The following is a 13,660-nucleotide window of genomic DNA, read 5'->3' on the forward strand; positions in this document are numbered from 1 at the left end:
GATAAAATGCCCAGCCTAAAATGGCTGGGTTTTGTGGTATAATAAAATTAATACATTAGGAGTTTTATATGATGATTATATTAATTTGTCTTTCCTTATTTATTATAAGTAGAACAATGAATGGCTTTCGATTATTTCTAGATTCTACAATTATTATAGGGTTTATTTGTCTGTTTTTCTATTATTGTTGTTTTGACTTAATTTTTATTAGCTTGACAAATTTGGTTTTAATACTAATTTTGTTAGTTTATTCTTTCTCAGACATCCTTTTTGGAATTAGAATAATAGGCCTAAGTATACCATTTATTAGAAGTATTGTTCTAAAATATATTGACTGTAAGGGATTTTTACAAAATAAAATAAGGAATCACTTAGTTGAAATTAGAGAAATTATATTAGTTACATTCCTTTTTCTGATTTTTGGGGTTCAGGTTCAACTTCAACTACCCTATATCAATTTTACTAATTATAGTTTAATAGAAATATTAGGATTTGATATCGCAATTTTTAGTTTATATGGTATCTATGTAGCTTTTTTACAGTTTTTAACTGAAAATGATAAAGTTTATTACTTAGGTGTTAGTAAGATTCGCTTCATGCTAGATAATTCAGTGTGGTCGCAGCTAACCAGAGCTAAATTATTTCATATTATTCTATTAGTGTCGGTATTAATACCGTTGTTCAGCAAAAGTAATATAGAATTTAATTATCAGCTTCAGAATATAGAATATCTGTGGCAAACCTGTTACATTATTTCTATCGTGGTTTATATCTTTTTGCTGAAACTTAGTATCAGTATTGTATATGGGGTTTTTAGATTAAATTTAGAAAATGTAAGTAAGACGGTTAAAAAGGAAGATGTTAAGGAAAAAGATAGTAGACATAAAGAAAAAATTTTTAATAGATTTGGTATCACTGATAAAATTAATATCTCAGTACAAAGGTCCTTTAAGGATGAGTTTTGGAAAATTTATAAAAATCAAAATCAATATAGGGATGATTATATAAAAGTAAGACTTCAAGAGAGAATTACATTGGTTGAGAAAGCTGATAGGGATGAATTAATTTTTACTATTTTTGGCAGAGAAAATTGGGAAAATTATAACTTATCAGAAAGTATATTTGTATTTATAGAAAATATAGATAGTGATGAAGGCAAACAATTCTTTAGGTTTTATAAGAATTTTTGTATACATAAATGGAATTTTTTAAGAGATTATCAAACCGATATATCCCCTAGAACATGGGTAAAACTAGTAGAGCAGGATATTCTTATTTTTGACAAGTTAGTTAAATCCGATTCTACGTTCAACATATTCAAAATTGAATTTTCAGATAATGCCATATCACGTAATTTGAATCTTGAAAAAAATAAGAAAATAAAAGAATTTTTATTTGAACTTTTACTTGATAAAGAAGGTGTCAATTTAGATGATGTATTAATAAGTATAAAAAAGGAAATACAACGTTTTTCACAGAATAAATCAGATCAATTTTATAGATATACATATGATTTTTTAAAATTTAGATTAGTAACAATTTTAGATAAGTATGAAAATGATGATGTAAATATAAATTTACCAGAATATAAAAGTCTATCCGATGCGTTTCAAAATGGCCAGCGAAATGATTATGAAAACAGTATGCTTTATTCTAAAATTTGTTTCAATTATTTAGATAGAGGAAGAATTGAAGATTTTAGTCATACAAAAGTTGAAGCAGATGATAGTAAAGAGCGGGAAAAACAAAAATTAAAAGCTCAAAAAATACAGGGATTGATTCTGAGCATGAATGAAGAATACCGAATGGCATTTATGCTATATCAATTATTTTATACGGATCGTACTCAATGGGATGAGAATCTGGCATTTTACGATAATAATATTCAAAGTATAATGAAGCATGGTAAGCAATACCATGGTTATTTATTCGATCAAGTGAAAAATATTATTCTAAGTGAGACTGATATTGATCATCGTATTACAGAATCTTTTTTAGACAAGATATGGGAAACAAAAAATGAAACAATTATGGATTTTTCATGGTTTGATCAATTTGGGGATCAACATCAGATGTCGAATTTTAAAATTCTTTACGTACAATGGATATTATCAGGAGCGACAACTTCCTATTTGAAGAGTAGAATTAATTTTGAAAGAGGGTTTCCTATTAAAGTACGCAATTCACTTGTTGGAAAAATAAAAGGAAAAGAAAATAGGAAGATGTCAGTTAAAGATTTGAAATGGAGGATTAGACGTAAAGAAGAAAGGATTGGTCATCTTTGCCGAGACTATCTATTATTAACAGATCAGTTAACGACTATTTTTACAAAAGTACCATCTGATAAACATAATTTACAAATATCAGTTGAATATCTTTTGCACAGTGGTAAAGTGAATTTATCGGATGTTATAGATAATATATCAGTAACAAGTTTACTTCGCTTGGAATGGCTTTTGAGATGGAACTATTATCATTATCATAGGGAGTCAAATTATACTAGCAGAACATTCTTTGACGAAATGACCTCTAATGACCGATATTATTGGTCTGCTGGACGTGGTATTTTAGAATTTTTCATTGCCAAAATTGTTGACAATTTTTATCGTGATTTATACCAAGATAAAGAGTTTATGGCTGGTTTTAAATATCATTTAGAGTCACAATTAAATTCATTAAATAAAACAGTTGAAGAGTATGTGGAGTTGATTGCTGAAAGAGTTTCTGGAATTGATAATCTTTCAATTCTACAGAAAGGACAAATTATTTCCAAATTGAATTATATTTTATTTGGTCAAGATAATAATATTAAAATAAGACAAAAAGAAAATATCGCTATAAATAAATTTTAAGAGCTCCATTGGACATAGAAAAACTTGAGATTTTATCAAGCGTTACCAATCTGGAAATCGTCTAAAAATAAAAACAAGCTGACTACCAAGCAAAATATGATGCGACACAGGAGCGGATTGAAGAGATGAAAAAACTGGTTAAGTAGGTAGAATACAACAAATGCCCAGCCTAAAAAGGCTGGGTTTTGTGGTATAATAAGGTTAGAAATTCAAACAGGAGGAGTCTATGCAACCAACTTACAATATTGATAATCCCAATCTTTCCTACGAAGCCAAGCAAGAACTCTGGGAAACGGGTTTTGGTCTTCAAAAAGTGGATGGGTTGACTCCGTCTGTTTATATGGAGGAGTTGGCGGAAAGGCAAGCTCGTGGAGAGTACACCTATGAGCAGGTGTACGAGGAGATTACGAAATACCACCAGTCAACTGACGCCAGTACGCAAGAGGCAGACATTGTCTCTCTCCGAATTGTTGAAATGCTCTCCCAAAATGGTTTTAGCCTCCGACCAACCACTCTCTTACATATCCACAAAGAGCTCTTTCACGATATTTTTGACAGCAGTATTCCAGTAGTTGAATACCGCACTGTCAATATTACAAAAAATGAATTAGTCTTAAAAGGTGATACAGTGATTTATTCAGATTTTCCCTTGATTGCCGCCACTTTGGACTATGATTTCCAGCAAGAAAGGGATTTTTCTTATGCTAGGTTAGATAAAAAAGCCATCGTCGCTCATATCCAATCCTTTATTTCAGGTGTTTGGCAAATCCACCCATTCCGTGAAGGGAATACTCGAACAATCACCGTATTTCTCATCAAATACCTTCGCTCACTTGGTTTTGAGATTGATAATGAGCCTTTTCAAAAACATGCAAAATATTTCCGTGATGCGCTTGTACTTGACAATGCTAAGTTAGTCAATAAACGCTCAGATTTTTTAACTGCCTTTTTTGAAAATCTCCTCTTGAACGGTCAGAATGATTTATCAAGTGAGAGGATGTACGAGGAGTTGGGGTTAGATGAATATCAATAAAGACAGGATAGTTTTCAAGTCGGAAATAGACCAGTGAATACTTGGGCTTTTGACTTTTCGTTGATAATCTCGTTAGGCAATTTGGAGAAATCGTATGTCCTATTATTATGAAAAATTAACGGGTAAGGTTGCAAAGCATCTTGCTCGTTTTCCCTATTATGCTACCGATAAGATTCTGAATTTAATGCAATTTCAAGATAACAATCAGCAATTTCTGATAAGTGATAAGCATTTGTATGATTACTTTGAAGAACAAAAACATCAACTAAGTACCGATGAAAAACTCTCCATTCTGTTCAACCTATTTAAGGGACGTATAGATGTTTATGCGAAATCTTATATTGATGAAAATGGAAAAATCAACTATTTTCCTTCTTACAACTATGGTTGGAAAAAACGTCCTGTTGAAAAGAGAACTTGTCAACCATTGACCAAACAGGTATTATTGGCTCACCTACGTGGCGAAATCAGTATTGGTATTTTTCCAATGAGTTTATCAGACACGTGTTCCTTTTTGGCGATTGATTTTGATAAAAATAATTGGAGAGAAGAGGTCTCCATTCTAAGAGATACAGCAGAACAACATGGTTTTGAGGGGCATATCGAAATCTCTCGTTCGGGCAATGGTGCTCATCTCTGGTTTTTCTTCGAGGAAGAAATTGCTTGTCAGCAGGCGAGAAATGTTGGAAAAAGACTGCTGGAATTGGCTATGCAGGAGTCAAAAGATATTCGCTTTTCTTCATTTGACCGTATGTTTCCAAATCAAGATATTCTGCCCAAGGGAGGATTTGGCAATCTTATCGCACTGCCCTTACAAGGGGAAGCTTTCAAGAAGGGAAGAACCGTTTTTGTTGATAAACATTTTCAGCCCTTTTCTGAACAATGGACCTATCTTCAACAGGTTCAAAAGATTGGACAGAAGAAAATTCTAGATTTCTTAGGACAGGAGTTTTCGGATACTGTAGATGATACAGTATTAGATTGTAGCTTATCAAACGTTATTCGAGTTGAGAAGAGGGCTATTTCTTCAAAAACAAATTACTTATTGAGAAAGCTGGCATCTTTTCCTAACCCTGAATTTTATCTAAAACAAGCGACCAGACAACCAACCTATCAGACTCCAGAACGCATCTATTTATTTGAAGAAACAAACGAAGCCTTGCATCTTCCAAGAGGAATACTTGCTAAGCTACAGGAAATCTTTGAAACGGTAACTATTAGGGACAATCGCAACAGTTTATCTCCGATTCAGATTTCTTTCAAAGGGAGGTTGCGTTTTGAGCAGGAACTTGCTTTGGCAGATTTATTAGCTAGTGAGAATGGCTTGCTATGTGCTGAAACAGGTTTCGGGAAGACAGTTTTAGGGGCAGCCTTGATTGCCCAGAGGAAATGTAGAACGATTATCTTAGTTCACAATCGTCAACTGTTGGAGCAGTGGTTGGAAAGGTTGGGTGAATTTTTAGAGATTGAAGAGGAAGAGGCAGTTCGCTATACTCCTTCAGGGCGTGTAAAAGTAATAGGGCATATTGGGCAATATGGGGCTTCTAAAAAATGGAGGAGTAAATTGGTGGATGTGGTTATGATTCAATCCCTCTTCCAATTGGACGTGATTTCCGACTTTTTGTCGGACTACGATATGATGATTGTAGATGAATGCCATCATGTGACAGCCTTGCAGTTTGAAAAAGTAGTTGCTCAATTTGCTAGTCAATATCTATATGGCCTAACAGCAACGCCAGAGTGTAAAAATGGACATCAACCGATTGTCTTTCAGCGTATTGGTCCAATTTTACATACTGCTCAATCAGGTCAATACGATTTTAAAAAGAGGTTACTACTCCATCTAACATCTTTTGGGAAATTGGACTTGGAACAGTCGAATAGTACGAACTTTGCATCCCTTAATGATTGGCTTGCCAAAGATTTACATCGTAATACTTTGATCGTGCAAGATATTTTCAAACTATATCAAGAAAAACGAAACATCCTTGTCTTAGTCAATCGACGGGAACATATAGAATTATTGGAAAAGCTACTTATTGAAAAAGAAATGCCCAATATTTTTTGTCTGAGTGGAGCGAGTAAAAGAAGAGATACGAAAGAACTCCTGAAAAGAATCAGTGAGCTAGATGAGAATAGTCCATTTGTTCTCATTTCAACAGGAAAATTTATTGGAGAGGGCTTCGATATGCCAAAGTTGGATACATTAATTTTGGCCGCTCCTTTGTCTTGGAAAAATAATCTCATACAGTATGCAGGACGGCTTCACCGTCCCTATCAAGGCAAAACTGAGGTGAGAATAGTTGACTATCTTGATATACACGTTCCCTATCTTGAAAGAATGTACCAGAAACGTCAGATAGCCTATCGTAAAATGGCCTATCAGGTTGGAGAGAAAGAACAAACCCAAGTATTATTCAGTGGTAGGGACTACGAGGAGAAATTTAGAGAGGATTTGCGGAACACACGTTCAACAGTCTATTTACAATTGCATTCGTTCACTTCTAGTAGGATTCAAGAATTATTGGGACTGCTCCGAGGAAAACAAGTAGTTATTCATGTTTCCAAAAATCATAAGTTAAGTGAGTGGCTAATGGGGTTAAACAGTGACAATGTAAAGGTGAAGCTTGTACCAGAAAGGATTGGTACGACCGCAGTTATCTTAGATAGTAATCTCGTTTGGTATGGCAATTTATCCCCCTTCACATATCAGTCGGATGACCAAGCTAGTTTGTTGAGATTGGAAAGTCAATCTATTGCAACTGAGTTGCTTGAAAAATTTGAGAATTCAAATATTAAATAAAAAAATCCGAATACTGTTCTGTTCGGATATTTCTTTAAAAAAAGAACTGTATTTGTATTAAAATTTAATATTTTGTATAAAAAATATGATAAAATAATGAGAAATGGAGGTGCATATGGAAAAAGAAGTGTTTACTCCCGATCAAAGTCAATCTATTGTAGATGCTATATTGAAGGGATACAAGTCCTATCTTGATGAGCGAATTGAAAAGAGAAGAACAATGCATGTTTCTGCTGGTTATGTTTGGACTAAAGCTAATCATATAGATGGTGCTCTTGCGACTGCAAACCTAAATTTTATTGATAAATTTGAGTTGAAACATGCGAGTCAATCTTGGGAGTTTTTAGAATTTAACTCAGAAAATCAACTATTAGGACGTGTATGTTTTGTTTTAAAAGGTCTTACTCGCTTGCGGCAGGTTTTTCCAACAGCAGTAAAAAGTGGAAAGGGCTATTTATTTGACTATGCTCAAATTAATACAAGTTACCTAGAAAATCTTTCAAGGCATACCGATGAAAGTACGCTTTTCCCTGTTCAGATGGAATTGTTTGATGACAATTTATTTGAACTTTTGAATCGGTCTGAACAATCTATCAATAACTTTTTCTTTATCACATATCAGGCTGATGAATTACATCACTTGACGAATATTCAAGTTATCATGCCTGATTCAAGAACTGGGAAATTGATTGAAATTCAAAATTTATCAACATTTATTTCTACAAGTAATGTCGATTTTAACGATGAAAAATATCAAGAGTTACAAGGCTTATCAGAGATTGATGATGTAGCTGATTTTGAGATTATACCACGTCTTGCTTCAGAAAAAGAAGCTTAGAAAGGCAAAAAAATGTTCAATGGTTCAAGACTGGAAGAATTACGACTTCTGAATGGCCTTACACGTGCAGATTTGGCAAGAGAGCTTGAAGTGACCGAACAGGCTATATGGCAATTTGAAACTGGAGTTACACTTCCAAAAATGAAAAATAAGATAGCAATGGCTCGTTTTTTTCAGGTTGAAGTTGACTATTTTGATGCTGTTGATAAGAATGGTTCATTCTCACTAAGTCGCATTGCCTTTCGGAATGCAGACCTTGAGGCAAAAAAAAACATCCATATCCAAATGGTATATTTGGAAAAAATGAATCAAATGATAGATTATTTGGAGAACTTTGTATCCATTCCTAATCAAATAATTTACCAGTTAGTTGATAGTATTGAGCAAAAACTTCAGCAACATGAATCACTTGAGTTTATTGCTGATCATGTTAGAGAGGTATTGGCAGTATCAGTTGATAATGCCAATCTCCTCTATAGTTTAGAAAAATCTGGGATATACATTTCAGAGAGATTAATCAATGGAAATGCGGATGCCTATAGTGCTTGGTCACGTAATGGTCGACCTTTTATCGTTTTGGGACTGGGAAAATCAGCGGTACGACATAATTTTGATTTAGCACATGAACTAGGGCATCTACTCTTGCACAACCAAGTAGATTTTGAGGAACTGTCAAAAGAAGAATTAGAGGAAAAAGAGAAAGAAGCCAATCAATTCGCCTCCTATTTCCTGTTACCTAGGAAACAATTTTTAATGGATTTTGTGAATATTGTAGGTAAGCGTGTCAGCAATCCTGATCAATATATCTTGTTAAAAAAACGTTTTGGTGTCTCAATTCAAGCGCTTGAATATAGAGCCTACAAGCTTGGCTTACTGACTCCACAGCAAAATTCTTATTTCTATCGGCAGATTTCAAAAAAAGGATATAAAGCAGTTGAGCCACTAGATTTGGAAATTCCCTTAAAGAAACCAAGTAAAATCAGAAGTATCTTAGATGTCATCCTTTCAAACAATCTTTTAACTCTGTCAGATATTGAACGAAATCAGAGGGTGTCAAAGAATTTTATCAGTCAATTATTTTCATTTGATGTGAAATTTTTTGATAAGTATTTGCTTCAATTAGATACGTTTGATAATGTAATTCCATTGTTTTCTAGAAAACAATGATGGGGAGTAGAGTAATGAACAAAATCAATTCTTACAAAATCCACCTCCCCTCTCTCCTCCCTTTCGGTTTCCTTTTCGCCAACAATTGTTACACCTACCGAGAGGTGTTTATGGAGGGGCAGTTTGAGGCGGTGGTGGAGGTTGATGAGGCTGGTCAGCTGTCGTCCTATGTTTGGGATTGTGAGATGGAGGAGGTCTATACCGCCCATCTGGTGACTGCGCCATCTGGGGCTTTTGTGGGGCAGGTGAGAGAAAGCTATCAGTCCATTTTGGATCGAGTAGAGGAGGCCTGCTGTATCGCTCTACCATTTACCAAAGACCAAAGCAACCGCATAGCCCAGCTCATTAAGGAGCAGTGGGGCGACCTTCCTGACTATCCCTTTGCCAAGTTGCCGACCTATGGGGCTTTTCGCCACCCCAACAATAACAAGTGGTACGCCCTGGTCAGTCAGATTCCGAGGGACAAGCTGGATGGGAGCGGTTCTCAAGAAGAGGTGGAGATTGTCAATCTCAAGGTTGCCGGTCGGGAAATAGCAGAGCTGTTGAGTCGGTCGGGCATCTTCCCTGCCTACCATATGTCGAAGAAGACCTGGGTGTCAGTCTTGCTGGATGATACGGTGGAGGATCAGACGGTGTTTGCTCTCCTTGAGAAGAGCCGTTATCTGGTAGGACCAAAATCCTACAAGGCGACGCAAGGGCCTGATTACTGGGTTATTCCAGCCAATCCCAAGGTCTATGATATCGATACCGAATTTGCAGAAAATAAGGTAGTCTATTGGCCACAAAAATCAACCATTCAAGTCGGGGACATCGTTGCCATTTATGTCACGGCACCTGTACAGGCTATTCGCTATGTTTGTCGAGTCTTGGGGGAAAACTTGGAAAATCATGGAGAGTCAGATATTCCAACAGAAAAGAAACTCATGCAGGTGGAATTGCTTGCTCAGTTTTCCGATGATGTTTTGCCGAGAGCGCGCATGATGGACCTAGGAGTGAAAGCTGTCCGTGGACCTAGACGCCTCACAAAGGAGTTGATAGACGTTCTGACATCAGAAGTGATAAATATTTATTAAATTATCAGAATATTTAATAAAAATCTTTACATCTGCAAAAAAAGCGGTATAATAAGACTATTAAAATTTAAGGAGGAGTAGGTATGAAGAAAAGCTTCATTCATCAGCAAGAGGAGATTTCTTTTGTCAAAAATACATTTACCCAGTATTTAAAAGATAAGCTAGAAATCGTAGAAGTGCAAGGACCGATCTTGAGTCGTGTCGGGGATGGTATGCAGGATAATTTGTCCGGTGTGGAGAATGCAGTTACCGTTAATGTGAAGCTGATACCAGATGCTACTTATGAAGTGGTTCATTCGCTTGCAAAATGGAAGCGTCATACCTTGGCTCGCTTTGGATTTCACGAAGGAGAAGGTCTTTTTGTACATATGAAAGCCTTGCGTCCAGATGAGGATTCCTTGGATCCGATTCACTCGGTGTATGTGGATCAGTGGGACTGGGAAAAGGTCATCCCTGATGGTCGTCGGAATTTAGCTTACTTGAAAGAAACAGTAGAGCAGATTTACAAGGCTATCCGTCTGACCGAATTGGCCGTTGAAGCTCGTTATGACATTGAGTCTGTTTTACCAAAGAAAATCACCTTTATTCACACAGAGGACTTGGTGAAGAACTTCCCAGACTTGACACCAAAAGAGCGTGAAAATGTGGTTGCCAAAGAATACGGTGCGGTTTTCCTAATCGGTATTGGTGGAGAACTGGCAGATGGGAAACCACATGATGGACGTGCACCAGACTATGATGACTGGACAAGCCCATCAGAAGCAGGCTACAAAGGACTCAATGGAGACATCTTGGTTTGGAACGAAGCACTTGGATCAGCCTTTGAGTTGTCCTCAATGGGGATTCGTGTGGATGAAGAAGCGCTGAAGCGCCAGGTTGCTATTACAGGTGACGAGGACCGTTTGGAATTTGATTGGCATCGTGCTCTTTTGAATGGTCTCTTCCCGCTTTCAATCGGTGGCGGTATCGGTCAATCCCGTCTGGCCATGTTCTTGCTTCGTAAGAAACATATTGGTGAAGTGCAGTCGAGTGTTTGGCCACAAGAAGTGCGCGATAATTTTGAGAATATTTTATAAGAGATTGGCTTCAATCTCTTTTCTTCTGCTTTCAATCTGCTATCTGAAAACATTTACAACAAGATTATCTGTGATTTTTGCGCCAATCTATGATATACTTTTTTAGTTAAATTAAAATATATAGAGGATATTATGACAAAACTTAGAGAAGACATCCGTAACGTTGCCATTATTGCCCACGTTGACCACGGAAAAACAACCCTCGTTGATGAATTATTGAAACAATCCCAAACACTTGATGAACGTACGCAGTTGGATGAGCGTGCCATGGACTCAAATGACATTGAAAAAGAGCGTGGAATCACTATCCTTGCTAAAAACACTGCCGTAGCTTATAACGGTACTCGTATCAACATCATGGACACACCAGGACACGCGGACTTCGGTGGTGAGGTTGAGCGTATCATGAAAATGGTTGATGGTGTTGTGCTTGTCGTGGATGCTTACGAAGGAACTATGCCACAGACTCGTTTCGTATTGAAAAAAGCCCTTGAGCAAAACTTGACTCCAATCGTCGTTGTCAACAAGATTGACAAGCCATCTGCTCGTCCAGAAGAAGTAGTGGATGAAGTGCTTGAGCTCTTCATCGAATTGGGTGCAGATGATGACCAGTTGGAATTCCCTGTTGTTTACGCGTCAGCTATCAACGGTACTTCATCTTTGTCTGACAATCCAGCAGACCAAGAAGAAACAATGGCACCAATTTTCGATACCATCATCGAGCATATCCCTGCACCAGTGGATAACTCAGATGAGCCTTTGCAGTTCCAAGTATCGCTTTTGGACTACAATGACTTCGTAGGTCGTATCGGTATCGGTCGTGTCTTCCGTGGTACTGTTAAAGTTGGTGACCAAGTTACCCTTTCTAAACTAGATGGCACAACGAAAAATTTCCGCGTTACAAAACTCTTTGGTTTCTTCGGTCTTGAGCGTAAAGAAATCCAAGAAGCAAAAGCTGGTGATTTGATTGCTGTTTCTGGTATGGAAGACATCTTCGTTGGTGAAACTGTGACTCCGACAGATGCAGTTGAGGCACTTCCAGTTCTTCGTATCGATGAGCCAACTCTTCAAATGACTTTCTTGGTGAACAACTCACCGTTTGCAGGTCGTGAAGGTAAATGGGTGACATCTCGCAAGATTGAAGAGCGCCTTTTGGCCGAGTTGCAAACAGACGTTTCTCTCCGTGTTGACCCTACTGACTCTCCAGATAAATGGACTGTTTCAGGTCGTGGTGAATTGCACTTGTCTATCTTGATTGAAACCATGCGTCGTGAAGGCTATGAGCTTCAAGTATCACGTCCAGAAGTTATCATCAAGGAAATTGACGGCGTGAAAATGGAGCCATTCGAGCGCGTGCAAATCGATACTCCAGAAGAATACCAAGGTTCTGTTATCCAATCCCTATCTGAGCGTAAGGGTGATATGTTGGATATGGTTGCGACAGGTAATGGTCAAACTCGTCTTGTTTTCCTTGTGCCTGCGCGTGGTTTGATTGGTTATTCAACAGAATTCCTTTCAATGACTCGTGGTTACGGTATCATGAACCATACTTTCGACCAATACTTGCCAGTTGTTCAAGGTGAGATCGGTGGTCGTCACCGTGGTGCCCTTGTTTCTATCGACCAAGGTAAGGCAACGACATACTCTATCATGCGTATTGAAGAGCGTGGTACCATCTTTGTAAACCCAGGTACTGAAGTGTACGAAGGAATGATTATCGGTGAAAACTCGCGTGAAAATGACTTGACAGTTAACATCACAACTGCAAAACAAATGACCAACGTTCGTTCAGCTACCAAAGACCAAACGTCTGTAATTAAGACACCACGTATCTTGACTCTTGAAGAATCACTAGAATTCTTGAACGATGATGAATACATGGAAGTAACGCCAGAATCTATCCGTCTTCGTAAGCAAATCTTGAACAAGGCAGAGCGTGATAAGGCTGCGAAGAAGAAAAAATTAGCGACTGAGGAATAATTTCTAGGAGAAGAAGCATGTTTTATTTAATCCTCGCCATCATGTTAGTACTTTTTTATATTTTTATTGCACCTAGCAATATTAAGGGGACTATGAATTTGATTGCGGCAGTATTTTTACTGGTAGCATTAGCGATTGCCTTGGTACTTGGATTTTTAAGAATCATGCAATTTCCAAAGGAAATTTGGGTTGGTCTACTAATGATTCTGATTGGTTTTTGGGCGATGCGGGATATTTATCAATTAAATGACGATACAAAATTTTAGCAGAGTCTTTGATTTTTGAATACCGTAATACGATATTACTAAGGAATTTTATCCAGCTTTTTGGACAGTAGTGGCAATCTATTAGCTAAAGAAATTATATTCTGTGATACATCTTGAAGAAGCTCTCGTTATTTATAATAAATGACAAGCGCATTTTCAAGGTGTTTTTATGTAGATAAATTTTAATACTCAATGAAATCCCCAAAATAGCAAGTTTTTAGTACAGTCATTTAAATTAACTCTGATACATCGCCGCTTTCAGCTTGCCGCACTCTACGAAAGTGACTCGTTTCGCATGTCTTATTTCCAACCTAGAACAGCCTCTAGGCTGTTCTAGCTACCTGCACATCGGTTCCTTGTCTGAAAGCTAATTCATTAGACCATACAAGGCAATGAGCTGCCGCCGCCAACTTTTATCAACATCTTAGCAATTTGCGTTTTACAGTCTGAAGCTGATCTCTATAATTGACGGGAGTGGGAAAGACATCCATACATTAAAGTAATTAAAGACAAATTAAATAACTATATTAGTCATTCAAACCTAAATGAGAGGGAATTGTTTTATAAAATAT

Annotated in this window: 9 protein-coding genes; all 9 read left to right on the plus strand. The window is 37.0% G+C overall.

Annotation, left to right across the window (positions count from 1 at the left end):
* Window positions 1–68 precede the first annotated feature (68 nt).
* The 9 genes from YYK_RS02255 to YYK_RS02295 all read left to right on the plus strand — a co-directional run bounded on the left by YYK_RS02255 (window position 69) and on the right by YYK_RS02295 (window position 13,088).
* Window positions 69–2,852, plus strand: coding sequence for a hypothetical protein (locus YYK_RS02255; RefSeq protein WP_012774991.1), 2,784 nt, complete (start codon window positions 69–71; stop codon window positions 2,850–2,852).
* A 226-nt stretch (window positions 2,853–3,078) separates the two neighbouring features.
* Window positions 3,079–3,885 carry a Fic family protein gene (locus YYK_RS02260; RefSeq protein WP_011922020.1) on the plus strand — a complete coding sequence of 269 codons (807 nt, stop codon included), beginning with the start codon at window positions 3,079–3,081 and terminating at the stop codon, window positions 3,883–3,885.
* 94 nt (window positions 3,886–3,979) lie between these two features.
* Window positions 3,980–6,688 carry a TOTE conflict system archaeo-eukaryotic primase domain-containing protein gene (locus YYK_RS02265; protein ID WP_011922021.1) on the plus strand — a complete coding sequence of 903 codons (2,709 nt, stop codon included), beginning with the start codon at window positions 3,980–3,982 and terminating at the stop codon, window positions 6,686–6,688.
* Between the two features lie 115 nt (window positions 6,689–6,803).
* Window positions 6,804–7,526: a spr1630 family ClpXP-sensitive toxin gene (locus YYK_RS02270; RefSeq protein ID WP_012774992.1), complete on the plus strand. Its 723-nt coding sequence runs from the start codon at window positions 6,804–6,806 to the stop codon at window positions 7,524–7,526.
* A 12-nt stretch (window positions 7,527–7,538) separates the two neighbouring features.
* Complete coding sequence (locus tag YYK_RS02275) at window positions 7,539–8,693, plus strand: spr1629 family repressor/antitoxin (RefSeq protein WP_011922023.1); 1,155 nt, start codon at window positions 7,539–7,541, stop codon at window positions 8,691–8,693.
* A gap of 14 nt (window positions 8,694–8,707) precedes the next feature.
* Window positions 8,708–9,766 carry an MmcQ/YjbR family DNA-binding protein gene (locus YYK_RS02280; protein WP_012774994.1) on the plus strand — a complete coding sequence of 353 codons (1,059 nt, stop codon included), beginning with the start codon at window positions 8,708–8,710 and terminating at the stop codon, window positions 9,764–9,766.
* Window positions 9,767–9,849: 83 nt separating this feature from the next.
* Complete coding sequence (gene asnA, locus YYK_RS02285; protein WP_011922684.1) at window positions 9,850–10,842, plus strand: aspartate--ammonia ligase; 993 nt, start codon at window positions 9,850–9,852, stop codon at window positions 10,840–10,842.
* Between the two features lie 132 nt (window positions 10,843–10,974).
* Window positions 10,975–12,822: a translational GTPase TypA gene (typA, locus tag YYK_RS02290; RefSeq protein ID WP_009909450.1), complete on the plus strand. Its 1,848-nt coding sequence runs from the start codon at window positions 10,975–10,977 to the stop codon at window positions 12,820–12,822.
* A 17-nt stretch (window positions 12,823–12,839) separates the two neighbouring features.
* Window positions 12,840–13,088, plus strand: a complete 249-nt coding sequence (locus YYK_RS02295) for a DUF3165 family protein (RefSeq protein ID WP_011922026.1) — start codon at window positions 12,840–12,842, stop codon at window positions 13,086–13,088.
* The last annotated feature ends 572 nt before the right edge of the window (window positions 13,089–13,660 follow it).

It is taken from the genome of Streptococcus suis S735, from assembly GCF_000294495.1.
Taxonomy (GTDB): domain Bacteria; phylum Bacillota; class Bacilli; order Lactobacillales; family Streptococcaceae; genus Streptococcus; species Streptococcus suis.

Excerpts from the sequence above, each read along its gene's own strand:
- YYK_RS02255 (WP_012774991.1), top strand. The coding sequence starts at position 69 with ATGATGATTATATTAATTTGTCTTTCCTTATTTATTATAAGTAGAACA.
- YYK_RS02260 (WP_011922020.1), top strand. The coding sequence starts at position 3,079 with ATGCAACCAACTTACAATATTGATAATCCCAATCTTTCCTACGAAGCC.
- YYK_RS02265 (WP_011922021.1), top strand. The coding sequence starts at position 3,980 with ATGTCCTATTATTATGAAAAATTAACGGGTAAGGTTGCAAAGCATCTT.
- YYK_RS02270 (WP_012774992.1), top strand. The coding sequence starts at position 6,804 with ATGGAAAAAGAAGTGTTTACTCCCGATCAAAGTCAATCTATTGTAGAT.
- YYK_RS02275 (WP_011922023.1), top strand. The coding sequence starts at position 7,539 with ATGTTCAATGGTTCAAGACTGGAAGAATTACGACTTCTGAATGGCCTT.
- YYK_RS02280 (WP_012774994.1), top strand. The coding sequence starts at position 8,708 with ATGAACAAAATCAATTCTTACAAAATCCACCTCCCCTCTCTCCTCCCT.
- asnA (WP_011922684.1), top strand. The coding sequence starts at position 9,850 with ATGAAGAAAAGCTTCATTCATCAGCAAGAGGAGATTTCTTTTGTCAAA.
- typA (WP_009909450.1), top strand. The coding sequence starts at position 10,975 with ATGACAAAACTTAGAGAAGACATCCGTAACGTTGCCATTATTGCCCAC.
- YYK_RS02295 (WP_011922026.1), top strand. The coding sequence starts at position 12,840 with ATGTTTTATTTAATCCTCGCCATCATGTTAGTACTTTTTTATATTTTT.